This window comes from Flaviflexus ciconiae (assembly GCF_003971195.1).
Taxonomy (GTDB): domain Bacteria; phylum Actinomycetota; class Actinomycetes; order Actinomycetales; family Actinomycetaceae; genus Flaviflexus; species Flaviflexus ciconiae.
Window position 1 is genome coordinate 299324 of record NZ_CP034593.1, and the last position, 25743, is coordinate 325066.

Consider the following 25743-nt stretch of genomic DNA (forward strand, 5'->3'; position numbering starts at 1 on the left):
CAATGTTCTTACCACCCCGGGACCCTCTGTCCATGCGTGGCACAAACTCAAGAGAGCAAAGTGAACTCAAGAGAGCAAAGTGAACGGGCCCCAGGCCCGCCATGTATCGAATCCGTTCCGTTCATGGGACAATGACGACGTGAATTACGCTCGACCTGATCTTCAGACACCCGCCCCCCTCAAGAAGAACGCCCTGAGAATTGTCCCTCTCGGCGGTCTTGGCGAGGTTGGGCGCAACATGACCGTTTTCGAGATCAACGGACGCCTGCTCGTCGTTGACTGCGGCGTCCTGTTCCCCGAAGAGGTCCAGCCCGGCGTCGACCTTATCCTTCCCGACTTCGAATACATCGAGGACCGTCTCGACGACATCGAGGCCATTATCCTCACGCACGGTCACGAGGACCACATTGGCGCCGTCCCGTACCTGTTGCGACTCAAGAACGACATTCCCGTCGTTGGTTCCCAGCTCACCCTTGCCTTCATTGAGGCCAAGTTGCAGGAGCACCGAATCACGCCCTACACCCTCCAGGTTGCCGAGGGTGATGTCGAAGAATTCGGCCCGTTCGAGGTCGAGTTTGTCGCCGTTAACCACTCGATCCCGGACGCGCTCGCCGCAATGATCCGCACTGTTGCCGGCAACGTTCTTATCACCGGTGACTTCAAGATGGACCAGCTGCCGCTCGATCGCAGGATCACCGACCTCCGGGCCTTCGCTCGCCTCGGTGAAGAGGGTGTCGACCTGTTCATGACGGACTCGACGAACGCCGAGGTCCCCGGTTTCACAACCTCCGAGGTTGAGATCGGCCCGGTGCTCAAGCAGGTGTTTGCGGGAGCTACGGGACAGATCGTCGTTGCTTCCTTCGCGTCCCACGTGCACCGCGTCCAGCAGGTCCTCGATGCTGCCGCGGCAAACAACCGCGTCGTCACCTTCGTCGGACGCTCCATGGTCCGTAACATGGGGATTGCGTCAGATCTCGGCTACCTCGACGTCCCCGACGGGGTCCTTGTTGACCTGAAGAAGATCACGGACTACCCGGAGTCCAAGCGCGTGTACATGTCGACGGGCTCCCAGGGTGAGCCGATGGCGGTGCTGTCCCGGATCGCGAACGAGAACCACCCGAAGATCTCGGTGGGCCCCGGCGACACGGTCGTCTTTGCTTCCTCCCTTATCCCCGGCAACGAGAACTCCGTCTTCCGTCTCATCAACGGGCTCATGAGGCTCGGTTCCAAGGTGGTCCACCAGGGGAGCGCCCGTGTGCACGTTTCCGGGCACGCCTCCGCTGGTGAGCTTCTCTACTGCTACAACATTGTTCAGCCCACGGCGGTTATGCCGATCCACGGGGAAATCCGCCACCTGGTGGCAAACGGTGCGCTCGCGGTCAAGACCGGCGTCCCAGCCGAGAACATCATGCTTGCAGAGGACGGCGTTGTCGTTGACCTCGTTGACGGCGAGGCCTCGATCGTGGGTGCGGTGCCCTGCGGCTACGTCTACGTCGACGGCTCCTCCGTTGGTGACCTGACCGAGGCCGAGCTCAAGGACCGCAGGATCCTCTCCGAGGAGGGCTTCGTTGCCATCTTCGCTGTCGTTGATCCCTCGAAGAAGGAAATCGTTTCTGGCCCCCACATCCAGGCTCGTGCCATGGCGGAAGATGATGAGGTGTTCGAGAAGGTCCTTCCCGAAGTGACCCAGGCACTCCAGGACGCCCTTGATGATGGTGATGACTCCTACCAGATGCAGCAGGCAATGCGCCGGGCTATTGGTCGCTGGGTCTCTCGCAGGCTCCGCCGCCGCCCCATGATTGTCCCCACCGTCATCGAGGTCTGAGCACGGACAAAACTAGCAACGAGGAGCTTTTCCGGATCCAAGCTCCGCGATCCTCAGGACCCGAGAAGTTGCCCGAGATACTGGAGAGGTTGGCCGCCCCGCGGGGCGGCCTCCCTGTTTGCTTGGTTCTTTATGGATACTGATGAGCCGATCCGCCGCGCCGAACCGAACACCTTCCTAGATCGTTGCGAGGCCTCTAGGATGGGTGAAAAGGACACGGTCCTTTCCTGGTGAACATCGTGGTTCGTAGGAGGTTGCAGTGACCCAGTTTGTTGGCGTTGAGAATATGGTGCGATGGATCCAGCGTGACGGCGTGGAACCAATCATCGTGAAAATGGTGGGTGCACTCGAACAGGACTTCGCGCGGTGGGAACAGTTCGAGAGGACCCCACGGCTCGCCTCGCACTCGCCGATCGGCGTCATCGAGCTCATGCCAACGACCGACGGGGAACAGTACTCGTTCAAGTACGTCAACGGACATCCCTCCAACCCTGCAAGAGGTTTCCAAACCGTGACGGCATTCGGTGCGCTCGCGGATGTCGACAATGGTTATCCCGTCTTCGTTGCGGAGATGACGCTCCTGACGGCTATGCGAACTGCGGCGATCTCGGCCATGGTTGCCAAGCACCTGGCGCCCACAAACTCGCAAACCATGGCGATGATTGGAACGGGTAGCCAGGCGGAGTTCCAGGCGCTTGCCATGAGGGGAACACTCGGAATTGAGAACCTTGTCGTGTACGACGTGGATCCGGGTGCCGTGGAGAAGTTCTGGCGGAACATGGAACCCCTGGGATTCTCAATTACGTCCTGCTCGAGCACCTCGGAGGCCATTCTCGGTGCCGACATCATTACGACCTGCACGGCAGACAAGCAGCTAGCGACAGTCCTGCACTCCAACCAGGTGGCCCCGGGCGTACACATCAACGCGATTGGCGGTGACTGCCCCGGCAAGACGGAACTCGATGTCGAGATCCTCCGTGGAGGTTCGGTCTTCGTTGAGTTTGAGGAACAAACGAGAATCGAGGGTGAAATCCAGCAGATGGATGCTGACTCCCCGGTGACGGAGTTCTGGAAGGTCTTAACCGGGGACCACCCGGGGCGGGTCTCGGACGAGGAAATCACGATCTTCGACTCCGTCGGCTTCGCTATCGCTGACTTTGTGGCACTCAAGGTCTGCCAGGCTGAGACCGCGGGAACCGACCTACAAGCCAAAATCGACATCATTGCCGAACCGGACGACCCGAAGGACCTGTTCTCCCTCCTCAAAATAAACGCACCTGTGTAGTCTGCTCGATTCCGCTAACTCCCTGACTTGTGGGGCTTTCTAGCGGCCTCGCCCTGCAGTTTAAGGCCGATGTTTCAGGGTGGGGATGGTTGCGAGCTGGCGTCGTTGTGGGGTTTTTCGTGTCAGTGAGAAAAACCGCTAAGGGCACAGAATCGGCGCGTGCCTAGGAAACCTGCTGGTGGGCCAACTATTCTCGGAGGTGTGAGTAAGTCAGAACCGAGGAAACCGGGACGGAAGGCGTCGCAGGAAACGAGTGGGCGAGTGCCCGCACGTGGCCGCCGCCAGCAGACCCCGAAGACGGAGATCAGGCGCGAGCCTGTCCAGGACGAGGTCAAGGAGCCAGTATCTCCGGCCAGGCGGGACGGACTTGCGCTCACCCTCATTGGGCTTGCGATTATCGTTGCCCTGCGGGAATGGTTCCAGCTATCGGGAGCCCTTGGGGACCTCATCCACCACGCTACGGCTGGCCCCGTTGGCTTGCTGTCGATCTTCGCCCCGATCGTTCTCGTGTTCTTCGCGGTCCGCCTGTTCCGTGAATCGACTCGTGAGTCGAACAAGAACCTCGTGATTGGAACGGTCCTCCTTGTTCTCGCGATCACCGGCGTGCTTCATATTCTTCTCGGGGCAGCGAGCCCCATGGATGACATCAACAGCGTAGAAAACGCGGGTGGAATTATCGGATGGGCAGTAGGTGGGGGACTGGAGTATCTGCTGTCGCCCTACGGTGCGGTGCCAATCCTTTTCCTTCTCGCTATCTTCGCGATCCTTTATGGAACGGCTACGTCGATCCGCGACATTCTCGACTTCACAAAGGCGAACAGGCCGGAGAGTATTCGCCCACCCTTTGCTGACCGGTTGCGTCAAAAGCGTGAGGACGCCATGGCGTTGGAGAGCGAGCCGTACGAGGATCCGTTGGAGATGGACGAGGCGCCGGACCTGCCGGCACTCGACATGAACACGAAGCGGAATCCAAAGCCTGCCGCTCCGAAGGAAACACCGAAGACTCAGGTCATGAGCTCCGCATCCTCGATTGATCTGCCGGCGCCCGCGCCCTCGCCCGAGGAGCCCGAGACCGAGCCAACCGTCTTCGAGCAACCGGAACTGTCGTCCAGTCTCGCCTACGAACTGCCCGACATGGACATGCTGGTGGCGGGCGCCCCGCACCTTGAGAGGTCCGAAGCAAACGACAATGTCGTTGCCGCCCTCACCCGGGTCTTCGAAGAGTTCTCCGTCGGTGCTGAGGTTACGGGCTTCTCCCGCGGCCCGACAGTCACCCAGTACGAGGTTGAGCTCGGCCCCGGTGTGAAGGTTGAGCGAATCACGCAACTGTCGAAGAACATCGCCTACGCCGTTGCCAGCGCCGACGTTCGCATCCTGTCTCCGATTCCCGGCAAGCAGGCGGTCGGCATTGAGATTCCGAATGCCGACCGCGAGACCGTTGTTCTCGGTGAGGTCCTGCGATCCAATGTCGCGAAGAAGCAGACCCATCCTCTTGTTGTTGGTCTTGGTAAGTCCGTTCAGGGCAACTATGTGGTTGCGAACCTGGCTAAGATGCCGCACCTGCTGGTTGCGGGCGCGACCGGTTCCGGTAAGTCTTCGTTCGTGAATTCGATGATCACGTCGATTCTCATGAGGGCAACGCCCGACCAGGTTCGGCTTATCCTTGTTGACCCGAAGCGCGTTGAACTGACCATTTATGCCGGCATCCCGCACCTCATCACCCCGATCATCACGAACCCGAAGAAGGCCGCCGAAGCTCTCGAATGGGTGGTTGAGGAAATGGACCGCAGATACGACGATTTAGCCGCGTTCGGCTATCGTCACGTCGACGAGTTTAACGAGGCCGTCAAAACGGGCAAGGTGCAGCCCCTGCCGGGCTCCGAGCGAGAGATCAAGCCCTACCCGTACCTTGTTGTTGTCGTAGACGAGCTCGCGGACCTCATGCTGGTTGCTCCGAAGGACGTTGAATCCTCGATCCAGCGCATCACGCAGCTGGCACGAGCCGCCGGCATCCACCTTGTGCTCGCCACCCAGCGGCCCTCCGTCGACGTTGTCACGGGCCTCATCAAGTCGAACGTGCCGTCGAGGCTCGCGTTCTCCACGTCGTCCCTGGCTGACTCCCGAGTCATCCTCGATCAGCCGGGCGCCGAGAAGCTGATCGGGCAGGGTGATGCTCTGTTCATGCCTTCCGGTGCCACGAAGCCGGTCCGCGTTCAGGGTGCCTGGGTTGGGGAGTCTGAAGTTAAGAAGGTCGTCGACTACGTGAAGGGCAAGATGGAGCCCGAGTATCGTGCCGACGTGACTGCGAAGCCCGAAGCTAAGAAGCAGGTGGATGACGACATCGGTGACGATCTCGACATCCTCCTCCAGGCCGCCGAGCTCGTCGTCTCAACCGACTTCGGTTCAACCTCGATGCTCCAGCGTAAGCTTCGCATCGGCTTTGCTAAGGCGGGGCGCATGATGGACCTGCTGGAGTCTCGTGAGATCGTAGGGCCCTCCGAAGGCTCGAAGGCTCGCGAGGTGCTCGTCAAGCCAGATCAACTCCCCGAGGTTCTCGCTATGCTCCGCGGCGAAGAGCCGCCGCAGGAGACGTATGAGACCCCGGTGGAGGAAGGTCCAGTCGATGGAACCGAAGTTCTTCCCGCGGCCCGCGAGGCCGAAAACTACTGGGATGATGACGATGACGACTCCGAGGATGCCTGGCAACTAACAGGTCGCTGAGGAAAATCAGGAACCGGTCATTTTGACACCGGCTAGTTTCCTCAGCTTGGTCCTGCCCGAAGATCGCACGACCCACCGTGCGATCTTCGGTTATAAGCGGCAGGTGCAGTCCTGCCCGGTTGATAACGATATGCGCTCGATAACTCTTTTTGGGTGTTGACTGAATGGGGAGGTGGGGTATTGTTCGGAACATGACGCCAGGGTTCGTGAGAACCCGACCGGGAATCTCGTGTTCCAGTTGGAATGCTTCATCACCTCACCGGCCAATGCCGGCCAAGCCGATTATGCCGAACCAATTGCCAAACCCAATGTGCGCCGACAATGTGTTGGTGACATCGCACTAGTTCGTCGGTAGAGCCAGACGGCAAGAGCCCAAACACTAATGGCGGTAGCGCCATGAATAGACGACTGATCGGCACATTGAGCACGGTTGGAGTTGCAGCGGCTGGTGTCCTGGTTGCAACCACGGTGCTGGGCGACGATTCTGATAATTCGCGCCACATCGTTCAAGTGGCACCGGTTATCTACAGCTCCTTTGACGACGCACAGAACCAGCATGACGCGACACTGGTCGTTACGGTTGTGAATGTCGAAGACGAGTATGTCGATTATGGAGGAGATGGGAAGCCGGACCACGCCGATGATCCTGGTCTTTCGATGGAGAGCCTCACCGTCAAGGTCGACGACGTCCTGAAGGGCGACGAATCGCTGGCGGGAACAGAACTGACGCTTGTCCACTCATCGCTGGGCACGATGAGCGAAACGTCCGAGGAGGAACACCTGGTTCCTGGACGTAACTACGTCATCATTGCTTTGGAGTACACACCCAATCCCGGGACGGTGGACGGCACAGTATGGTAAACGCCCCTGGCGGGCCAAGGCGTTTTCCCGATCGTCGAGGGCGAAGCCGTTCCCACGCGCGCGGATGTTTTCCCTGAAACCTTCGGCGGTGGGTCCGTGTCATTGGACGTGCTCGACGAGTCGTAGAAAAGGCTCTTGGCAGTCGGATTTGGGCGGGTGACGGTCATGATCGTCACCCGTTGAACCGCTGCGGTAAATGAGATTGGTGCCGATGCGGGCCGGATGAGCAAGGCTGCCCCAATAGACAACGGGGTTTCGATAGACAGTACCGTCGCGATAGACAACGTTGTCGCGGTCGCCGACGTGAACGCGGCCTCGAAATGGAGACGAGCGTTGCCCGACGAGTTATTGCTGGGAAACACTCATCCAAAGAATATGTGGACGCGTGGTGCGTCAATGGACTGGGTGGAGACTAGTGCCCGGGGTTCGACTACCGCCGTGGGGTCACCGATTCGACCTGCTGCTCGGGGACGTCGAGCCGTTCAGTACTACCGTTGGCTTCCATCACCGGGTAGGTGGCGTCGCCGCGGGCAATGAGCTCAGCGTCGCCCAGGGTAAGTGTCGCGGGCCGTCCGCCCCGGAGTTCCTGGTTGAGGAAGTAGAGGCGGTTCGCTCCTGGGGCGTCCTGCGTGACAACCGTCCAGTCCAGCTGTGCGACAGTCGCGGGACCCTCGCGGGGAACATCGATGGTTGCGGTACCCAGGTATCCGGTCGTAACGCGATAACCGTGGTTGGCGATTGTCTGGCCGGAAATGAGGTTGCCCATTGACCAGGCCACCCACATGCCCTCGCCGCGCGGGCCACCCTCAAGCTCAACGACCGGCTCCGGGACGTGGGAATGATTGCCGTAAACAAGGTCGACCTGACCGGACTCTGCCAGTTCCTCAGCAATAATCAGCTGCTCATCAATCGGCTCCGAGACGTATTCGGTGCCCCAGTGCATCGACACAACAACGAGATCGGCGCCGTCCTCGCGGGCCTGCTCCGCCATGTCGACAACATCGGAAGTCTCGTAGGGACCCAGCTCTCCGATGACGAACCAGGACCACGGCTGCTCGCCGCGGATCGGGATTCCATTCGTCAGCGTCGTGGCAGAGATATGAGCGACGGTAACCGTGCGCTCTTCCAGGTCCAGATCGTAGAACTGGACCTCCTCGGACTCTTCCTCGGTACGTGCCCCGCCATGAAAGCCCATGCCGTTCTCTTCAAGAACGGTGTTCGTGCGCTCCACGCCGGCGAAACCTCTGTCCATCGTATGGTTCGTTGCCGTGTTGCACCCGTCCCAGCCAACCTCCTTCAGGGAAGGAATGAGATCGGCGGGAGCCCCAAACGTCGGATATCCGGAATATGCCGTGCCCTCCGGGGCGATCGGGACCTCAAGCGAACAGAGCGCCAGATCGGCTCCGCTGATCCACGGCTCGATGTGCTCGTACTGGTAGGTGAAGTCGTACGTATCACCCTCAACCCAGGCGGTCTGATAGATCGACGGGTGCAGGAGAATATCCCCGCCCGACACGATCGTCAGCTGCGAAATAACCTCAGCCGGATCAACCTCGGGCTCCGTCGGCTCCGGCTCACCTGACGCGGAAGGCTCAGCGGTATTCTCGTCGGACCCCTCGGCCGAGCCTTCGCCAGTGTCTGTATCGGAGGAGGCCGTTGGCTCCTGCGCACCTGTGTGAGAAGGCGCGTCGGTGGTGGCGTCATCGCCCTCGGTCACGCTCGAACACGAGGAAAGGAGGAGCGTCGCCGCGAATGCGGCAGCTGTGAAAGTGCGGATGGACATGGGTCAAGCATAGGGGACAGGCGGACAAGACAACGTAGGCTAGGGGTGTGAACACTCAAGAACCGGTACCGGTCCTCAACATCGCGAACTTCGTGACGATCATCAGGTTGCTGCTGATCCCGGCGTTCATATGGGCGTTTTGGGAAGCCGACCCCACATCGCGGTGGATAGCCACCGGCATATTCTTCGTCGCGGCCATGACCGATAAGCTCGATGGACACCTGGCGCGCTCGCGGAATCTCATCACCGATTTTGGGAAACTGGCCGACTCGATTGCCGACAAAGCACTGATCGGCGCCGCCCTCATCATGCTCTCCTGGCACGACATGCTGCCCTGGTGGATCACGATCGTCATGTTGCTCCGCGAAGTCGGCATCACCGTCATGCGCATGTACATGAAGCGGAAATCGGTGATGGCGGCGGGCAAGGGCGGCAAGCTCAAGATGATGCTCCAGTCCCTCTTCATCGGCGGACTCCTCCTGCCCTGGCGCTCCTTCCTGCCGGACTGGGCAGCCACAACCATGGAGTGGGCAACCTGGGTCCTCGTTGCAGGGGCCCTCATCACCTCCATTTGGTCCGCGATCCAATACGTCCAGGATGCGATCCGAATCAACAAGGAATACGAGAAGAACCATGGCAGCGACAACCAGCCCGAGTGAGGTCCTCCTCAAGAAGGGCGACACCATAGCGGTGGCGGAATCCCTGACCGGCGGTCTCGTCTGCGCAACCCTTGTCCAGGTCCCGGGAATCTCCGAGATCCTCCGGGGCGGAGTTGTGTCCTACACGAATGAAATCAAAGCCCATGTTCTAGACGTCGACCGGGACCTTCTAAACCGAGAAGGCCCCGTCAACGGCCAGGTGGCAGTTCAGATGGCGCGGGGAGTTGCCGAGCTGACCGGAGCGACCCACACCGTTTCGACAACGGGAGTGGCGGGACCCGGCCCTGCCGACGGTTTCGACGCTGGCACCGTCTGGATCGGCCGGGAGGATGGTCGGGCAACTCTGTTCCTATTCCCGGGCGGTCGAGAAAATATTCGGGAATCTTCCGTCCTAGCCGCCCTGCATATTCTGGCGGAGATGGAACTACCGGAAAAACTGGCGAAATTCCGCCAAAAGATAGAAACCTGGAAATAGTCTGTGGCGTTCCCGGCCTTTTTGGCTCATCGGGAACAAATATCGGGAATACCTCGTTGAACTAGGTGATGACAATGGAAACACGAACCGGCGTAAACCGGAAGAACCAGACCGAAATTATTCGCCCGCGCGACATGGGCGCCTCCAAGTCGTCCGAACCTGTACTCCTTCGTCGTGAACTCGGCGATGTCCTGCGGGCATACCGCCAGCGCCAGGGCCGCACGCTACGCGAGGTGTCCTCGGACGCACGCGTATCGCTCGGCTACCTTTCGGAAGTTGAGCGTGGACAGAAGGAAGCTTCCTCGGAGCTTCTTCTCTCAATCACGCAGGCGCTCAACGTCCCCCTCGGCCACGTGCTTCGCCTCGTGGCTGACCGGATCGACCTGTCGGAGGGCCGTGTGCCCCCGAGCTTCCGGGTCCCCGACACCGTCCAGGAAGCTCTCGCCGAAGCTGGCGTGAACTAACCTGATACTGCGGAAGCCGCGGCTGATGCCGCGGCTTTTGCATTCCCCACGACAATGACCGCACCATTGCGCACCATCCGAACGATCGCTGAGACCCCCCCCCCGCATGAACCACTCGGAATTCTGGAAAGTTGTCGACAACGAATTCGGCACCGCCTACGGCCAGGCCCTCACCAGGTCCCTTGCCCTCCCGTCCCTTGGACACAAGACCGCGGCGGAGCTCATCGAGGACGGCGAGAAGCCACAGAAGATCTGGCTCGCCCTATGCGAAGAGATGGACTTGGGGGAGGACCACATGTTCCCGCACCGCAAGGAACAAAAGAAAAAGTAGTCCGGACCGGTCGAACCAAAATGCCACGCCGACGGCGTGGCGGATTTCTTCGAACGAATGTTCAGTTAGGATGTTCTCCGGAGCGATGCAATCGCAGATGTCCACAGCGTGGAGTTCTGTCGATTATTGTGCCTAAGGCGTGGCCTAGCGTTGCTCTTAGGTTGCCGCTCGGAGAGGGCGGGTTCCCTACAGTTCGCCTGTTCTACCCGCACAAGTCAAGGAGAAATAATGGCCGTGAAAGCCGAAGACCGCCAAAAGGCACTCGACACTGCTCTTGCCCAGATCGATCGCCAGTTTGGCAAGGGGTCGATCATGCGACTGGGAGACCAGTCTGCCCAGAAGGTCAAGGTCATCCCGACCGGATCCGTTGCCCTTGACGTTGCGCTCGGAATTGGCGGCCTCCCGCGAGGCCGCGTCGTTGAGATCTACGGCCCGGAATCCTCCGGTAAGACAACCGTTGCCCTCCATGCGGTAGCAAACGCTCAGAAGGCTGGCGGCATCGCTGGCTTCATCGATGCGGAGCACGCCCTCGACCCGGCCTACGCCCGCAAGCTCGGTGTCGACACCGACGCCCTTATCGTTTCCCAGCCCGATACGGGTGAGCAGGCCCTCGAGATTATGGACATGCTGATCCGCTCGGGTGCTCTCGACATTGTCGTCATCGACTCCGTCGCCGCCCTTGTCCCCAAGGCAGAAATTGAAGGCGAGATGGGAGACTCCCACGTTGGTCTTCAGGCCCGCCTCATGTCCCAGGCCCTTCGCAAAATCACCGGTGCGCTCTCAGCATCGGGAACGACAGCGATCTTCATCAACCAGCTGCGTGAGAAGATCGGTGTCTTCTTCGGTTCCCCCGAAACCACGACCGGTGGTAAAGCCCTGAAGTTCTACTCCTCGGTCCGCCTCGACGTTCGTAGGATCGAGACGCTGAAGGAAGCCGGCCAGCCGATCGGTAACCGCACCCGCATCAAGGTCGTCAAGAACAAGATGGCCCCGCCCTTCAAGCAGGCCGAGTTCGACATCCTGTACGGCCAGGGCATCTCCAAGGAGGGTGGTCTCATCGATATGGGTGTCGATAACGGCATCGTCCGTAAGTCCGGCGCCTGGTTCACCTACGAAGGTGAGCAGCTGGGGCAGGGCAAGGAGAAGGCGCGAACCTACCTCATCGAGAACAAGGACACCGCCGAGGAAATCGAGCAGAAGATCCTGCAGAAGCTCGGCATTGGACAGTACGCGGACGTGGAATCGGCGGCCAGCCCTGAGGGTGCCGACGAGGAAGCGATCCCTACTGACTTCTAATGAAGCTCACCGGTGAGGAAACCCCGGAGGAACTCCGCAAGGAGGCCCGGGCGATCGTCATGAGGCAGCTGGCGATGATGGACCGATCTCGCCAGCAACTCATCGACGCCCAAACCTCCCGCGGGGTCTCCGAGGATCTCGCCATGGAGATGGTTGACAAGTTCGAGAAAGCCGGACTCGTCGACGACGAAAAGTTTGCGGCCTCGCTCATTCGAAGCCGGATGGCCGAGAAGCCCATCTCCCGCAGGGGACTCGCCCGCGACCTCGATCGAAAAGGCATCTCTCGCGAGATCGCCGAAGAGGCACTCGCAGAAGTCAGCTCCGATGATGAGCGCCGGGCCGCCTTCGAGCTTGCGAGGAAGAAGGCGCGCTCGACCGAGGGCCTCGACTATGAGGTCCGGCGGCGACGCATCTATGGCGCACTTGCGCGCCGTGGCTTCAGCCCCGATCAGACCATGTCAGCCGTTCGCGCCGTTCTTGATGACAATGATGACTCAAGCTATTACACTTGAAATTAATAAATCAAGGTTATGAACTTGGGTAGGTGACGGCATGTTCGTCCTAACAATTGACCAAATTGGATCTCGTAGCGGGGATGACCGAGTGCCGGAGCTTCTCGCTCGGCTCGGATCGTATGAGTGCGAGCGCCCGTTCGAGAGAACGGTAGGTGACGAAGTGCAGGGTGTCATTTCGGACCCCAGTCTCGTCCGAGAGATCGCCCTTGCTCTGATCCGCGACGGCTCCTGGCATATCGGCATCGGTGCAGGCGAGGCAAGCCTCGGTGACACGGCGCGGTCGGGAACCGGCCCAGCCTATCTGCACGCCCGCAGCGCCGTTGAACGCGCCAAGTCCGCAAACCGTTTTACTCCATCAGTCGCGGTTGACTCCGATCAGGTGGACGCTGCCGCGTCCGCGGAATCCCTATTACGGGTTCTCGGCTTCATCATTTCCGGGCGGACGGATGCTCAATGGGAAGCCATTGACGCGCACAGGGCGGGGGAATCCGTCTCAGATATTGCGGACCGCCTGGGCATCAGTGTTGAGGCCGTGTCGCAACGAAGGGGCTATGGTGCTCAGTCGATCGAGGAGGCCGCCTGGCCGACGCTTGATGCTCTCCTGGACGGAGCGCAGTAACCGTGGACATTCTTATTACCATCATTGCCCTTCTCGTCTCCTCGGTTTTTGGGTGGGCGGTCGTTGAGGGCGTGCTGGCGATCGCCCGGGTCGTTCCGGAGGAAACGAAGGACGATGGGGATCTCGTCATTAGCCCGCCCGTCCCGGCGAAGAAGCACGTGCTCCGTGGAGGTGCGGTTATCGGTGTGCTCGAGCGCATGGCCACCACAGGACTTGTCATTGTTGGCCAGGCCGGACTGATTGCCGTGGTTGTTGCGATTAAGTCGCTTGGACGGTGGGCCGAGCTTCAGGATGATCCGGCGGTGAGTGAACGATTCATCATCGGTTCCCTTGCCAGCTACCTGTGGGCCGGGCTTGTCGGGTTCATTGCGTTGCAAATCATTGTCTGAGTTGCCTGGTAGTTCGGGCACGGGCCCTACAATGGTGGCGATGACTGAGATGACCCTGCCCAGAACATATGCGATCCGCACCCTCGGATGCCAGATGAACGTCCACGACTCGGAGCGTTTGGCCGGCATGCTGGAGGAAGCGGGATATCGTCACGTCGACACGGTCCCCGAAGCAGCCGCACGTGCCCATGACGGGGCGGGCGACGCCGGAGCGGACGTTCTTGTCCTCAACACCTGTTCTGTCCGCGAGAACGCGGCCAACAAGCTTTTCGGCAACCTCGGCCAGCTCGCTGCCGTCAAGCGGGAGCGCCCCGGCATGCAGATCGCCGTGGGCGGTTGCCTTGCTCAGCAGATGGGCGATGGGATCGTCGAGAAGGCCCCTGGGTCGATGTGGTCCTCGGAACCCACAACCTTGATGTGCTTCCCACGCTCCTGGAACGGGCTCGCCACAACAATGAAGCGGCTGTTGAGATCGAGGAGTCACTCAAGGTCTTCCCCTCGACTCTCCCCACGAAGCGCGAGTCCGCCTACGCGGGTTGGGTCTCGATCTCTGTGGGATGCAATAACACGTGCACCTTCTGCATCGTTCCCCAGCTAAGAGGCAAGGAACGTGACCGCAGACCAGGGGAAATCCTCGCCGAGGTTGGCGCGGTTGTCGCTGACGGCGCGATCGAGGTGACCCTGCTTGGACAGAACGTCAACTCGTACGGCGTTGGCTTTGGGCAGAAGGGGGCCTTCGCGGACCTGCTGCGCGCCTGCGGGGAGATTGAGGGGCTGGAGCGCGTCCGGTTCACATCCCCGCACCCCGCTGCCTTCACGAACGACGTCATTGATGCGATGGCGGAGACGCACAACGTCATGCCCTCGCTGCACATGCCGCTCCAGTCAGGCTCCGATCGTATTCTCCGTGCCATGAGGCGCTCGTACCGGTCAAAGAAGTTCCTCGGAATTCTCGATGCTGTTCGGGAGAGGATCCCGAATGCCGCGATCACGACAGACATCATCGTCGGCTTCCCGGGGGAGACCGAAGAGGACTTCCAGGCAACGCTGGACGTCGTTGAACAGTCCCGCTTCTCCTCGGCCTTCACATTCCTGTACTCCCCTCGGCCGGGAACCCCGGCGGCCGACATGGAGGGCCAGGTTCCTGCCGAGGTCGCAGGAGAGCGCTACCGCCGGCTTCTCGACCTTCAGAAGCGCATCTCCACCGAAGAAAACGAGGAGATTGTTGGTCGCACCGTCGAGGTCCTCATTGCTGAGGGTGAAGGACGTAAGGATGCCGATACCGCTCGGCTAACCGGCCGGGCCGAAGACAATCGGCTTGTCCATGTCGCTCTTCCTGACGAGCTCCGTCCCTATGCGGACACGTTCTCTGGGGAGAACCACGTTGAGAACCTTCCCCGTCCCGGGGATATGGTGCGCGCCGTTGTCACGCACGGCGCCCCGCACCACTTGCTTGCGGACTCTGCGGTGACCGGTGGAACTTTCGAGATCATCCGGACCCGGGCCGGAGAGGCTTGGGCACGTGGCAAAGCCCGCGTGGCGGAGCTGGATGCGGAGGCGCGCGGACCCGTCTCGCTCGGGCTCCCCACTCTTCGCGTCGGACCATGACAATTATTGCCGTCGTGGGCCCGACAGCGGTCGGGAAATCCGCTGTGGCAGTGAACCTCGCCCACAGCCTCGGAGGAGCGGGTTCCTCCGAGATTGTCGGAGCTGACGCCATGCAGCTTTACCGCGGTATGGATATTGGTACCGCAAAGGTGACAGACGAGGAAAAGCGCGGAATTACGCACCATCAGATCGACGTCCTCGACATCTCCCAAGAAGCCTCGGTTGCCGCTTACCAGAATCATGCCCGGGAAGATATTGACGGAATCGTTGCCGCGAGCAAGACCCCAATTCTCGTGGGAGGTTCGGGTCTGTACGTCTCGGCGGCTCTCGACAAGATTGATTTCCCGGGGACCGTACCGGAGGTAAGGGAGCGGCTCGAGGCGAAGCTTGCCGAAGTCGGTGGCGCCGCCATGCATGCGGAGCTGGCGCGCGTCGATCCTGCCTCGGCGAAGGTTATTGATGCTCGCAACGAGAGGCGCGTGGTTCGGGCGCTCGAAGTCAACGAAGTGACTGGGAGATCGTTCCAACCGGTCTTTCCCCGGCATACGAGCCACTACGACAGTACCGTGGTCATTGGCCTGACGCTCGATCAGAAGATCCTTGACGAAAGAATTGCGCAGCGCACCGCAACAATGTTTGAGCTCGGCCTTCTTGAGGAAACGAAGGCGTTGAGGAAGTGCGGGCTCGACGACGCGCCAACTGCCCGGACCGCCACCGGTTATCGGGAGGCGCTGGCGGTGCTCGATGGGGTAATGACGGTGGAGGAAGCAATCGAATCGGTATCGGTCGCGACCCGCAAGCTCGTCAAGAAACAACTGACCTGGTTCCGCCGAGATCCCCGGATCACCTGGGTTGAAGCAGGGCCGGGAGTTGACACCAGGATTGGCGAGGTCCTCGATAGACTGATCCCATGATCATCCCCAGTCTCGAAGGCCTGACACTCACCAAGGGAAACGTTGGGGGCAGTGACGCCATCATCTTTCCTGATCTCAACGGTTCGAGGGAGGTGCGGCCCGAACAGATCGCAATGATTTGCGATCGTAGGCTCGGAATCGGCGCCGACTGCCTCATGCGTATCGTGCGGACCGAGACGGAAGCTGGGTGGAGGATCGATGCTTGGAACAGCGCGGGCAGGCCTCTCGTACATGCTGGACCGTTCGCGCGGCTCGCGGCCCACTATCTTCGTGTCTCCGGGCTTATCGATCTGTTCGATGGGGAATCGGTGGCGTTTGATGGTCCGGAGGGCCCGCTCTACGTGACGCGCACCGGGCTGCTCTATTCGACCGGATATGAACTGGCGTTGCCGGTGAGCGAGGAGTCGGTCAGCCGGGGATACGACGTTGCTGTTTCGCTCGATGGAGTGAAGGGAGTGCGCGGCGGCCTCATGGTCCGTTCCTCGGACTTCGGCGTGGTCGTGGCCCTCGAGAAAGACGAGGAAATGTCGGCTGTGACCGGTCAGGCCCAGTACGATCCGAACGTCCCCGGAGCCCGCCTCACGGTGGTCGTCCCGCAGGGCGATGCCATGTTCACGGACTTTGACGGCGTGGAGAGGCCCTTCAGTGCGTTTGCCGCACGCGTGTTTGGTGAGGGACCAGCAGTCGAGCAGGGTGCCCGGGACGCCGCGGTGGCTCTCCACGCGTGGGCGGGGGAGACCGCTACCGGGATCTACCGGGCTGACGTCGCGGGAACCGGGCTGGAAATCCGATTTGCCGGGGGAGAGATCGAGATGACCGGGCCGGCCGAGATTGTCGCCGAGTTTAGCCTGACCGGGATTGCCGGCGAGGGTCGATAATCTCGAGCACCCGGAAGCTTCCCGAAGACCCAATCCGCTCAACTTCGTAGGATTGGTTCTCAAGCCACGCGTGAAGCGAATCCGCTCCAAGGTTCTTTCCGATGACAAGGTCAGCGTAGCCGTCCAGGTGCTCGAACCACGAGAGAAGCAACTGGTGTAGCTCCTGCTTGCCGATGCGTACCGGGGGATTTGACCAGATAGCGTCGATCCCGCGCTCTGCTGCCAAGGCAAGCCCCTCGTCGGGGGTTGCCACAATGATATTGGTTAGGCCTGCACGCTTGGCGTTCTCCTCCGTGAGGGTGCGAGCCCTCTCGTTCACATCAACGGCAAGTACGGTGGCGTTCGGTGCCGCCGTGGCAAGGGCTAGAGCGATCGGCCCCCACCCGCACCCCACGTCTACGAACAGGCCCTCCTGGGGCGGGTCGACCACGTACTTGAGAAGAATCTGCGTGCCCTTGTCGAGTCTGTCGTGCGAGAACACCCCGCTATCCGACACAATGTCGAAGCGGTCGCCGCGGATCGTAAAGCTGTAGTCGCGGCGCTTCTCGGGGCCGGTTGGCTGTGAGGAGAAATAGTGGTCTGACACAGATCTAAACTACCGCAGGACACGGCTGCGTGAGACAATGGTGCAACGAAAAGGAGAGACACATTACCGATCGCGATATTTCATCCCGCAAGGGCACGGCCCTGCAAGCGGACGCTGACTACCAGCCGGAGTATGCCGGAGACGAGCTTGACAGAGAACAGAGATCCTCGCTCAAGAGGGTTCCGAACCTGTCGACCGAACTCCAGGACATCACCGAGGTCGAATACCGAAAGCTCCGGCTTGAAAACGTTGTCCTCGTCGGTATCTGGACATCCGGCACCGCCGAAGACGCGGAAGTCTCTCTACGCGAACTTGCTGCCCTTGCTGAGACCGCTGGATCCGTTGTTCTTGCGGGTGTTTTACAGCGCCGAGATAAGCCGGATAATGCTACGTACCTGGGTTCGGGCAAGGCCCGTGAAGTTGCTGATCTTGTTGCAAGCACCGGCGCTGACACCATCATTGTGGACTCCGAGCTTTCGCCGAACCAGCGAAGGAACCTTGAGGATGTTACGAAGGTCAAGGTCATTGACCGCACGACGCTTATCCTCGATATTTTTGCCCAGCACGCCAAATCCCGAGAGGGTAAGGCCCAGGTGGAACTCGCCCAGCTCGAATACTTGCTTCCGCGACTGCGCGGCTGGGGTGAATCGATGTCCCGTCAGGCGGGCGGACGCGTCGGCGCCGGTGACGGTATCGGCTCCCGTGGCCCCGGTGAGACCCAGATTGAGCTTGATCGTCGGCGTATTCGCCAGCGCATGGCGAAGCTCAAGCGCGACATCGCCAACATGGAGCCGGCACGGCGAACCCAGCGCTCGAACCGCAGGCGCCACGGACTTCCCTCCGTCGTCGTTGTTGGATATACGAACGCCGGTAAGTCGTCGCTCATGAACCGCCTGACCAATGCGGATGTTCTCGTTGAGAACGCACTGTTTGCCACGCTCGATCCCACGGTCCGTAGAAGCGAGACCGAAGACGGCCGCGCCTACACAATTTCCGACACTGTTGGTTTCGTGAGATCCTTGCCGACCCAGCTCGTGGAGGCGTTCCGTTCGACGCTGGAGGAGGTTGCCGAAGGACATCTCATGCTTCACGTGGTCGACGCTGCCCATCCGGACCCGGTCGGTCAGGTTAACGCCGTGCACGATGTCCTGCGGGAGGTTGACGGTGCCGAGGACGTCCCGGAGATTATCGTCCTGTCGAAGGCGGACCTGGCGGACCCGATTGACCTCGCTGCGCTGCGTTCCCGCTACCCGGGCGCCGTGGTGGTCTCGTCGAAGACCGGTGAAGGCATCGAGGAGCTTCGTGACCGGATTGCGGACGGATTGCCGCGCCCGAGTGTTGCCGTGTCCGTCACGATCCCGTTTGATCGCGGTGACCTTATTTCTCGTGTCCACACGGATGGGGAGATCCTCAGGGAAGAGTACTCGGAGGACGGAACGGTCCTTGAGGCTCTCGTTGACGAGGATCTTGCCGCCGAGCTCCTCAGTGTCGGTCGTTGAGGTTCTCGACGCCGTTGTTTCCGAGATCGGGGGCAGTCGGCGCGAGGGCCAGGTTGAGATGGCGGAAGCCGTCTACGATGCACTAACTGACGGGGGTCACCTGCTCGTCCAAGCAGGCACCGGCACCGGTAAGTCCATGGGCTATCTTGTCCCTGCCGTTCAATGGGTGGCAAAGACCGGTGGAAGAGCTATCGTCTCGACCGCGACGCTTGCCCTGCAACGGCAAATCACCCAGGAGGACGCTCCCAGGGTCATAGACGCGGTTGCGGCAGACACAGGTGTGCGCGTGAAGACCGCCCTCCTCAAAGGCTGGCAAAACTATGCCTGCCTGAAGCGCGTGAACCAGACCGCAGGACAAGAATCTCTCTTTGGTGAAGCACTCTTCGGTGAAGAGCAGGCTACCGATATGGGTAAGCACGTTTTGCGGGCTCGGGAATGGGCGCTGGAATCCGAGAACGGTGACAGGGACTCCCTGGTTCCCGGTGTGCCGGATTTGGCGTGGCGGCAGATTTCCGTGTCGAAGCAAGAATGCGACGGCAAGGACTGCCCCCTGTTTAACGAATGCTTCCCCGAGAAGGCCCGTGAGGAAGCCATGGAAGCCGACATTGTGATCACCAACCATGCGATGTTGGGCGTGCAGTCCTCAGGAATTGAAGTGCTTCCCGAGGCCGGTGCCGTTATCATCGACGAGGCCCACGATCTTGTCGGTAGGGTGACCAGCCAGCTGACAATCAGGGTCGGTGCCGCAGATATCGGCCGAATCTCCCGCATGATGCGATCAGCCGGAAAACTCGACACCGAATTCTCTCGTCACGGCGACTCCCTGCTTGACGCACTCAAGGAAGCTGAAGGGCGAATGCGGATCGTGCCAGACACGATCAGGGAACCGCTCGGCGCTATGGCGCGAGCTCTCAAGGATTCCTGCGAGTCAGAACAGTGGGCGAAAGCCTTCATGAAGGACATCGACGATCTTCTCTCCGAGGATGGCAAGTACGTTGTGTGGGCAAACGAGGACGCCCTGTATGGTGCTCCTCTTGACGTGGCAGGCCCGATCGCGAACAACGTCTTCTCTGAACGGGCCGCAGTTCTGACGTCGGCCACCCTCGAAATTGGTGGTTCCTTTGACCCCATGGCATACCAGGTTGGCTTAGCCTTCCCCGACCAGGGTCCGTGGGAGGGACTGGATGTTGGCTCTCCCTTTGAGTACCCCAAGCAGGGAATCATGTACGTGGCTGCTGACCTGCCGGCCCCCGGTCGGGACGGACAGGGCGACGAGGCGCTCGCCCGTATGGCCGAGCTCCTGAGAGCATCCGATGGTGGTGCGCTCGGGCTGTTCTCCTCGCGAAGGGGAGCTGAGGTGGCCGCGGAATACTTCCGCAAGCACACCGATCTGCCCATCTTCTGCCAGGGAGAGGATCAGCTTTCCACCCTGGTCAGTGACTTCAAGGAAGACGACCGCGCCTGCCTCGTTGGCACTCTTTCACTGTGGCAGGGAATCGATATTCCGGGGAGAGCATGTCGGCTCGTTCTCATTGACAGGATTCCGTTCCCCAGGCCGGACGATCCCGTTTCGCAAGCTCGGACCGAGCAGGTGGGTAAGCGCGGCGGGAATGGCTTCATGCAGGTGTCAGCAACCCATGCGGCGGTTCTCATGGCCCAGGGGGCTGGCAGGCTCCTGCGTTCGACCACTGACAGGGGAGTTGTCGCAATCTTTGACTCCCGCCTCGTCTCCAAGGCATACGGAGGCTACCTTCGCTCCGGTATGCCGGACATGTGGCCAACAAAGGATCTTGAACTCACGAAGAAGTCCCTTGAGCGTCTTGCACGCGGTCAATAGGGGGCTAAGTGTCAATAGGGCCTCGCCGACATGAGTAGCTGCGGGGACCTCGTGAGAATCCGGGGCCCAATCTAGGGCAAAAACAAGCACTGCCGCTCCACGAGTGACCGATGAGTGACAGTGCTTGAGTACTTAAATTCTCGACTATAAGGCGCGAATAACGGTGACGACGCGCCCAAGAATGGTGGACATGTCTCCCGGAATTGGTGCGTAGGCGTCGTTATGGGGGAGAAGCCACACGTGCCCGTCCCTCCGGTCGAAGGTCTTCACGGTGGCTTCGTCGTCGATAAGAGCGGCAACAATATCGCCATTACGTGCGTCCTGCTGCCTGCGGACAACCACCCAGTCACCGTCGAAGATGCCTGCGTCGACCATCGAATCACCGGATACCTCGAGCATGAACATCTCGCCGTTGCCGGTCATCTGGCGCGGAATGGAGAAGACTTCCTCAACCATTTGATCGGCGAGGATCGGGGAGCCAGCGGCAATGCGTCCGACGAGGGGAACATCAACAGAGTCAGCCCGAAGCTCGTCAATACTCGCGACCGGTTTCGGAGCTTCTTCCTCAGGGAACAGTGCTCGGCCGGCAGGCGTCAGAGTGAGCGTGCGAGGACGCTGGGGATCGCGATCGATCAGGCCGTGCGACTCGAGTGCATCAAAGTGGTACTTGACCGACGAGGGGCTGGACAGGCCGATGCCGGTGCAGGTCTCGCGAACCGTTGGGGCGTATCCGTTTTCGCTAATGGAATCGCGTAGGAACGCAAGAATCTCGAGCTGTCTCGTACTGATCTTGTCGGCCATGTTGCCCTCGCTATCGGGTTGCGACTTTTTCTGTCCGAGTCGCTTCGTAAGTTGGATCCAGGATATGCACCACGAGGTGAACAATCAAACACTTGTTCTAACCGGCATGTCGTGTATAGAATGCAAACAGATGTTCGAGAACAAACGTTCGAGAAAAGAAGGAGATACGCCATGAGTGCTCTTCTCGTAACCAAGCCTGAGACAACAGGGTTGCGTCCCATTGATCTGCCCCGTCTGCGCCCCGTCTCCAACCGGACCCCGATCGACGTTCCGCAGATGGCGGCACCGGAAGCTCCAGCTCGCAAGGCTCGACTGAGCGTCGTGGCGGAGCAGCATGAGATCGCTCCCGACGCCGTTGTCTACCCTGGCCTCCAGCGCCTCGTCGGCGTCCTCAAGGCCAGCGCCCTTGTCGCTACCAGCGTTGCCCTTGCTTTTGGACTACAGCTCTGGCTCTCCATGTAAGACGCCCTGTGTAAAATGGCAGAATGCATTGCCCGTTCTGCCACAACACAGATTCCCGCGTCATTGACTCCCGTTCGCTCGATGAGGGTCAGGCCATTCGACGTCGTCGCGAGTGCCCCGTGTGCAAGCGGAGATTCACGACAACCGAGACGGCATCCCTCGTCGTCGTCAAGCGTTCGGGTGTCACTGAACCTTTCTCACGAGAGAAGATCATTGACGGTGTCTTGAAGGCATGCCAGAACAGGCCCGTCACCCGAGACGACCTGGCGGTCCTTGCGAGCCAGGTGGAAGAGAATGTGCGCGCCACCGGTGCCGCCCACATCAATTCCGACGACATCGGTCGCGCAATCCTTGGCCCGCTTCGTGAGCTCGATCAGATCGCTTACCTGCGCTTCGCTTCCGTCTACCTCAACTTCGAAGATCTCGATGACTTCCAGGCGGCCATCGAGGAACTCAAGGAATCGGGTGGCGAACTTGCTCCGGCTGGCGATAGTGAGCAGTAGGAATACTTAACATAATTGTGCTCCCGACCGTTTTGGTGGGGAGCACAACTATGAGAACGACAGTTACGTTCCTGCGCGTATCCGACTACTTGTCGCAAGTGTCGTCGCTACTCGCGGACTGATCACGTGCTGATTGGTCGGGCTGGGGTGCATTTGCATTGCCCGCAGGCTTTTCCCGTGAGCTATCCATGCGGTGGCGGAATTCGCTGGCGCGTTCGCGTAGTTCATCGCCGGTTTCGGAAAGCTTCTTCCGCCACTGGCCGGCCTGAAGCTCGAGATCGTCGAGTTGCTCGCGGACGGAGCGCCTCATGACCTTGCCGAGCTGGGAGCGGGGGAGCTCGTCGAAGACGGCGATGGACTTGGGCATCGAGTAGTTGGAGAGCTTGTCCTGGGTCCACTTGCGCACATTCTCCAGATCAATTGAAGCGCCGGGCTCAAGAACGAGCGCAGCAACGACGGCTTCGCCTGCGGATCCGTCGGGCATGCCGACAACGGCGACGTCGCGGATGCCGGGCATGGAGCGGACAGCTTCCTCAACCTGCGAGGGGTAGACGTTGAAGCCGGAACGGATGATCATTTCTTTGCGGCGGTCGGCCATGACCAGGAAGCCATCGTCCCAGCGGACGAGGTCACCCGTGCGGAGCCATTCGCCGTCGATCAGGGTGGCAGCAGTTTCCTCGGGCTGGTTGAGGTAGCCGACAAAGACATTCGGTCCGCGAACGAGCAGCTCGCCAACCTCTCCCAACGGCATCTCCTCTTCAATGTTGTCGGGGTTCACGACCTTTGCGTCGACAGACGGGAAGGGAAGCCCGAGGGTGGAGGGCCTGCGTGCGGGGGAAACGGGAGAACCGGAGAGCACGGGGGAGGACTCGGTCATGCCGTAGCCCTCGATGACGAGGGAGTCGGTCTTCTCTTCCCACTGAGCGGCGAGCTCGGGAAGGAGCGCCATGGCGCCGGATACCGAATAGCGGAGCTTCGTGAACGGGTTCGGGTCGTCGCCAATCTCGGCGAGGATCTTCTCGTACATCGGGGGAACACCCCCGAAGAATGTGATGGGGTGACGCTTGTTTGCGGCGATCAGCATCTTCGGGTCGAAGCTGGGAAGGATGTCCTGCGTAGCACCGAGGCCGATCGAGAGGACAAGGGACAGCATCATGCCGAAGGCGTGGAAGAACGGCAGGATCGACGCAATGGTCTCCTCGCCACGTTTGAACTCGTGGAGCCAGGTGATGACCTGCGTGTAGTTCGACATCAGGTTCATGTGGGTGAGGCACACGGCCTTCGGCACACCTGTTGTGCCACCCGTGTGGAGGTAGACGGCCACGTCGTCCATGCCCGGCGTCTCGCCGACAAACGAAGCCGGTGCCGAGGCCACCATCTTCTCGAAGGAGTAAACGTGATCGGGCACGCGGCCCCTCATCTTCTTCTTCTGCGCCTTTGCGGCCTTGATTGGAAGCTTCAGGAGCATCTGGGAACGCTTGGGGAGGGCGGCCGTCAGGTTGACCGCAAAGATTGTCCTGCCGGGCAGGTGGTCGGCGAGATCCGTTAGGGTCTTTTCCCAGCCAACGACAATCTTGCCGCCGTGATTGTCGAGCTGGGCGATGAGCTCGCTCGTCTTAGCGAGCGGATTGTGTTCGGCCAGGGTCGCGCCGAGCGACCAGGTAGCGTAGGCGAGTGCCACGTGCTGGGGGCAGTTGGGAAGGATCGCGGCGACAACATCGCCCTTCTTTACGCCGGCCAGCGACAGCATGGAGGCGGTCTTCTTGACGAGTTCGCTCAGCTCTTCGTAACTGGTCTTCTGTCCGATGAAGTCAATCGCGTGCCTCTTTGGGAAAGCGGCGACCGCGCGATCAAGCAGGTCGGTCAATGGAACTGTCGGAAGCTCGATCTCGTCGGGTACTCCGGCAGGATAGTGGGCACGCGCCATAGTGTTCTCCTCACATGCAAAAGTGGACTACGGTCCATCTTGTCATGTTGGATCGCTGTAGTCCCGAAAATTAATCTCGTGACAGAACTCGAAGCCGGATTGTTTCGGGGGATTTCGCCAGAGCAGCGACCGCATCTTCGGGAATATTGGATGCGATGTCGGTCACCATGTAACCAATCTGGCCCTGGGTGGCGAGCTGCTGGGCGTCGATGTTGGCACCGGACTCTGCGAATACCTGGTTGACCTTGGCGAGGGCGCCCGGCATATTCGAGTGCACCCAGGCTATCCGGTAGCGGGACGACAGCGCAGGCGAATCGACGATTTGCGGCATGTTGATCGACATGTCGGTGGCGCCCTTGCGGAAGTAGCTCACGAGCTTCTCCGACACGAACAGGCCGATGGCCCGCTGGGCTTCTTCGGTGGAGCCACCGACATGGGGCGTAAGAATAACGTTGTCGAGGCCCGTGAGGACCGAATCGAATGGGTCTCCGTTCCCGCGGGGTTCGGTCGGGAAGACGTCGACGCCGGCTCCGGCGATCGAACCATCCTTCACGCGAGCAGCGAGTGCATCAATGTCGACAATGAAGCCGCGGGACAGGTTGAGGAAGATAGCGCCCGGCTTCATCAACTTAAACTGCTCCTCGCCAAAGAAGTTTTTGTTGGAGGCGCGACCATCGACGTGGATGGTGACGACGTCCGCGACCTCGAGGAGCTCCTCGAGGGAGTTCATGCGGCGGGCGTTACCGATCACGAGTTTCTCGGCCGTGTCGTAGAACACGACCCTCATGCCTAGTGCTTCGGCAACAACCGATAGCTGCATGCCGATGTTGCCGAATCCGATGATGCCGAGGGTGCGGCCGCGGACCTCGTGGGAGCCGGCCGCCGACTTCTCCCAAATGCCCTTGTGGAGCGCGTCGTTCTGCACCGGCAGACGTCGCGACAGGGAGATGATCTCGCCAATGGCGAGTTCCACGACGGAGCGGGTGTTGGAGTACGGGGCGTTGAATACGGCCACGCCCTTGTTCGTGGCGGCTTCCAGGTCAATCTGGTTGGTGCCGATCGAGAACGTGCCGATAGCCAGGAGGTCGGGGCGGGCCTCGATGACTTTCCGGGTGACCTCCGTCTTAGATCGGATACCGAGGATGTCGATATCGTCGAGGGCCGAAATGAGATCGTCTTCGTCGAGGGCGCCGCGGTGGCGGATGACCTCGATGCCGGCGCGAGCAAAGGCGGCGTCAGCGTTCGAGTGCGGATTCTCAAGAAGCAGGGCACGAGTCATGGGACCATCTTCGTCGCCTGTCCACCCATTGGGCAAACGTGTGCCGAAAGATGAGAAGTAATCCTCAAGATGTGCCGGCCCATTGACGTGGTCCTGAGGCTGCAGAGCCGGGATTGGTGGACCGTGCCAGAATGCGTTGGCCCGTGCGGTGATGCCTCCCACCGGGCACCACAGGGTTGCACGGTCGGTTTCCGTAAGCGCGGGCCAGCCAAGTCCGGCAACCGCG

23 protein-coding genes and 1 pseudogene are annotated in these 25743 nt (G+C 60.5%); 19 read left to right on the top strand and 5 right to left on the bottom strand.

Translation table 11 applies throughout. The features are described from left to right. The first annotated feature begins 139 nt into the window (after nucleotides 1-139). From EJ997_RS01400 to EJ997_RS01415, 4 genes are all read left to right on the top strand, one after another. Nucleotides 140-1825, top strand: coding sequence for a ribonuclease J (locus EJ997_RS01400; RefSeq protein ID WP_126702993.1), 1686 nt, complete (start codon nucleotides 140-142; stop codon nucleotides 1823-1825). Between the two features lie 259 nt (nucleotides 1826-2084). Then, a complete protein-coding gene (locus EJ997_RS01405) occupies nucleotides 2085-3110 on the top strand; it encodes an ornithine cyclodeaminase (protein WP_126702994.1) in 1026 nt (341 codons plus the stop codon). A gap of 201 nt (nucleotides 3111-3311) precedes the next feature. Beyond that, complete coding sequence (locus EJ997_RS01410) at nucleotides 3312-5831, top strand: FtsK/SpoIIIE family DNA translocase (RefSeq protein WP_206501744.1); 2520 nt, start codon at nucleotides 3312-3314, stop codon at nucleotides 5829-5831. Between the two features lie 396 nt (nucleotides 5832-6227). Continuing rightward, nucleotides 6228-6692, top strand: a complete 465-nt coding sequence (locus EJ997_RS01415) for a hypothetical protein (protein WP_126702995.1) — start codon at nucleotides 6228-6230, stop codon at nucleotides 6690-6692. 430 nt (nucleotides 6693-7122) lie between these two features. Here EJ997_RS01415 and EJ997_RS01420 read toward each other — a convergent pair whose 3' ends face one another. After that, the gene (locus EJ997_RS01420; protein ID WP_126702996.1) at nucleotides 7123-8475 is read right to left on the bottom strand and encodes a CapA family protein; all 1353 of its coding nucleotides are present in this window, start codon (nucleotides 8473-8475) and stop codon (nucleotides 7123-7125) included. 47 nt (nucleotides 8476-8522) lie between these two features. On the opposite strand from EJ997_RS01420, the gene pgsA reads away from it, so the two are divergent. The 11 genes and pseudogenes from pgsA (at nucleotide 8523) to EJ997_RS01475 (ending at nucleotide 16623) form a co-directional block, all read left to right on the top strand. Then, nucleotides 8523-9134, top strand: coding sequence for a CDP-diacylglycerol--glycerol-3-phosphate 3-phosphatidyltransferase (gene pgsA / locus EJ997_RS01425; protein ID WP_126702997.1), 612 nt, complete (start codon nucleotides 8523-8525; stop codon nucleotides 9132-9134). Then, nucleotides 9109-9609, top strand: a complete 501-nt coding sequence (locus tag EJ997_RS01430) for a CinA family protein (RefSeq protein WP_126702998.1) — start codon at nucleotides 9109-9111, stop codon at nucleotides 9607-9609. The genes pgsA and EJ997_RS01430 overlap by 26 nt, the downstream gene beginning before the upstream one ends. A 134-nt stretch (nucleotides 9610-9743) precedes the next feature. Further along, a complete protein-coding gene (locus EJ997_RS01435; protein WP_228201657.1) occupies nucleotides 9744-10073 on the top strand; it encodes a helix-turn-helix domain-containing protein in 330 nt (109 codons plus the stop codon). A gap of 106 nt (nucleotides 10074-10179) precedes the next feature. After that, nucleotides 10180-10404, top strand: coding sequence for a DUF3046 domain-containing protein (locus EJ997_RS01440; RefSeq protein WP_126703000.1), 225 nt, complete (start codon nucleotides 10180-10182; stop codon nucleotides 10402-10404). 228 nt (nucleotides 10405-10632) lie between these two features. After that, nucleotides 10633-11700, top strand: coding sequence for a recombinase RecA (gene recA / locus EJ997_RS01445; RefSeq protein WP_126703001.1), 1068 nt, complete (start codon nucleotides 10633-10635; stop codon nucleotides 11698-11700). After that, entirely contained in the window at nucleotides 11700-12212 is a 513-nt protein-coding gene (locus EJ997_RS01450; protein WP_126703002.1) for a regulatory protein RecX, read from the top strand. Before recA ends, EJ997_RS01450 begins: the two co-directional genes overlap by 1 nt. A gap of 40 nt (nucleotides 12213-12252) precedes the next feature. Then, nucleotides 12253-12834 (top strand): SatD family protein, encoded by a 582-nt coding sequence (locus EJ997_RS01455; protein ID WP_126703003.1) that lies wholly within the window; start codon nucleotides 12253-12255, stop codon nucleotides 12832-12834. A 2-nt stretch (nucleotides 12835-12836) separates the two neighbouring features. Beyond that, the gene (locus EJ997_RS01460) at nucleotides 12837-13223 is read left to right on the top strand and encodes a hypothetical protein (protein WP_126703004.1); all 387 of its coding nucleotides are present in this window, start codon (nucleotides 12837-12839) and stop codon (nucleotides 13221-13223) included. Between the two features lie 49 nt (nucleotides 13224-13272). Continuing rightward, a pseudogene (gene miaB, locus EJ997_RS01465) lies at nucleotides 13273-14831 on the top strand (tRNA (N6-isopentenyl adenosine(37)-C2)-methylthiotransferase MiaB). Further along, on the top strand, nucleotides 14828-15745 hold the full coding sequence (gene miaA, locus EJ997_RS01470; protein ID WP_126703005.1) for a tRNA (adenosine(37)-N6)-dimethylallyltransferase MiaA: 918 nt from the start codon (nucleotides 14828-14830) through the stop codon (nucleotides 15743-15745). Before miaB ends, miaA begins: the two are co-directional and overlap by 4 nt. Further along, nucleotides 15742-16623: a diaminopimelate epimerase gene (locus EJ997_RS01475; protein ID WP_126703006.1), complete on the top strand. Its 882-nt coding sequence runs from the start codon at nucleotides 15742-15744 to the stop codon at nucleotides 16621-16623. The genes miaA and EJ997_RS01475 overlap by 4 nt, the downstream gene beginning before the upstream one ends. On the opposite strand, the gene EJ997_RS01480 is transcribed toward EJ997_RS01475, so the two are convergent. Next, nucleotides 16589-17209: a class I SAM-dependent methyltransferase gene (locus EJ997_RS01480; RefSeq protein ID WP_126703007.1), complete on the bottom strand. Its 621-nt coding sequence runs from the start codon at nucleotides 17207-17209 to the stop codon at nucleotides 16589-16591. The two genes, EJ997_RS01475 and EJ997_RS01480, sit on opposite strands and share 35 nt — an antisense overlap. Nucleotides 17210-17238: 29 nt before the next feature. Here EJ997_RS01480 and hflX point away from each other — a divergent pair, with 29 nt between their 5' ends. Both hflX and EJ997_RS01490 read left to right on the top strand, forming a co-directional pair. Next, nucleotides 17239-18708, top strand: coding sequence for a GTPase HflX (gene hflX / locus EJ997_RS01485; protein ID WP_126703008.1), 1470 nt, complete (start codon nucleotides 17239-17241; stop codon nucleotides 18706-18708). Then, nucleotides 18695-20545, top strand: a complete 1851-nt coding sequence (locus EJ997_RS01490; protein ID WP_228201532.1) for an ATP-dependent DNA helicase — start codon at nucleotides 18695-18697, stop codon at nucleotides 20543-20545. The genes hflX and EJ997_RS01490 overlap by 14 nt, the downstream gene beginning before the upstream one ends. Nucleotides 20546-20689: 144 nt before the next feature. On the opposite strand, the gene lexA is transcribed toward EJ997_RS01490, so the two are convergent. Then, entirely contained in the window at nucleotides 20690-21346 is a 657-nt protein-coding gene (lexA, locus tag EJ997_RS01495; protein WP_126703009.1) for a transcriptional repressor LexA, read from the bottom strand. 171 nt (nucleotides 21347-21517) lie between these two features. Between lexA and EJ997_RS01500 the strand changes: the two genes are divergently transcribed. Both EJ997_RS01500 and nrdR read left to right on the top strand, forming a co-directional pair. Then, a complete protein-coding gene (locus tag EJ997_RS01500) occupies nucleotides 21518-21808 on the top strand; it encodes a hypothetical protein (protein ID WP_126703010.1) in 291 nt (96 codons plus the stop codon). Between the two features lie 23 nt (nucleotides 21809-21831). Then, complete coding sequence (gene nrdR / locus EJ997_RS01505) at nucleotides 21832-22311, top strand: transcriptional regulator NrdR (protein ID WP_126703011.1); 480 nt, start codon at nucleotides 21832-21834, stop codon at nucleotides 22309-22311. A gap of 85 nt (nucleotides 22312-22396) precedes the next feature. Here nrdR and EJ997_RS01510 read toward each other — a convergent pair whose 3' ends face one another. Continuing rightward, nucleotides 22397-24238: an AMP-binding protein gene (locus EJ997_RS01510; RefSeq protein WP_126703012.1), complete on the bottom strand. Its 1842-nt coding sequence runs from the start codon at nucleotides 24236-24238 to the stop codon at nucleotides 22397-22399. A gap of 70 nt (nucleotides 24239-24308) precedes the next feature. Next, nucleotides 24309-25517, bottom strand: a complete 1209-nt coding sequence (gene serA / locus EJ997_RS01515; protein ID WP_126703013.1) for a phosphoglycerate dehydrogenase — start codon at nucleotides 25515-25517, stop codon at nucleotides 24309-24311. Nucleotides 25518-25743 lie beyond the last annotated feature (226 nt).

Bases quoted from the DNA above. Each gene is read 5' to 3' on its own strand.
- EJ997_RS01415 (WP_126702995.1), top strand. From the start codon at position 6,228: ATGAATAGACGACTGATCGGCACATTGAGCACGGTTGGAGTTGCAGCG.
- EJ997_RS01420 (WP_126702996.1), bottom strand. From the start codon at position 8,475: ATGTCCATCCGCACTTTCACAGCTGCCGCATTCGCGGCGACGCTCCTC.
- EJ997_RS01430 (WP_126702998.1), top strand. From the start codon at position 9,109: ATGGCAGCGACAACCAGCCCGAGTGAGGTCCTCCTCAAGAAGGGCGAC.
- EJ997_RS01435 (WP_228201657.1), top strand. From the start codon at position 9,744: ATGGGCGCCTCCAAGTCGTCCGAACCTGTACTCCTTCGTCGTGAACTC.
- EJ997_RS01440 (WP_126703000.1), top strand. From the start codon at position 10,180: ATGAACCACTCGGAATTCTGGAAAGTTGTCGACAACGAATTCGGCACC.
- recA (WP_126703001.1), top strand. From the start codon at position 10,633: ATGGCCGTGAAAGCCGAAGACCGCCAAAAGGCACTCGACACTGCTCTT.
- EJ997_RS01450 (WP_126703002.1), top strand. From the start codon at position 11,700: ATGAAGCTCACCGGTGAGGAAACCCCGGAGGAACTCCGCAAGGAGGCC.
- EJ997_RS01455 (WP_126703003.1), top strand. From the start codon at position 12,253: ATGTTCGTCCTAACAATTGACCAAATTGGATCTCGTAGCGGGGATGAC.
- miaA (WP_126703005.1), top strand. From the start codon at position 14,828: ATGACAATTATTGCCGTCGTGGGCCCGACAGCGGTCGGGAAATCCGCT.
- EJ997_RS01475 (WP_126703006.1), top strand. From the start codon at position 15,742: ATGATCATCCCCAGTCTCGAAGGCCTGACACTCACCAAGGGAAACGTT.
- lexA (WP_126703009.1), bottom strand. From the start codon at position 21,346: ATGGCCGACAAGATCAGTACGAGACAGCTCGAGATTCTTGCGTTCCTA.
- EJ997_RS01500 (WP_126703010.1), top strand. From the start codon at position 21,518: ATGAGTGCTCTTCTCGTAACCAAGCCTGAGACAACAGGGTTGCGTCCC.
- nrdR (WP_126703011.1), top strand. From the start codon at position 21,832: ATGCATTGCCCGTTCTGCCACAACACAGATTCCCGCGTCATTGACTCC.
- EJ997_RS01510 (WP_126703012.1), bottom strand. From the start codon at position 24,238: ATGGCGCGTGCCCACTATCCTGCCGGAGTACCCGACGAGATCGAGCTT.
- serA (WP_126703013.1), bottom strand. From the start codon at position 25,517: ATGACTCGTGCCCTGCTTCTTGAGAATCCGCACTCGAACGCTGACGCC.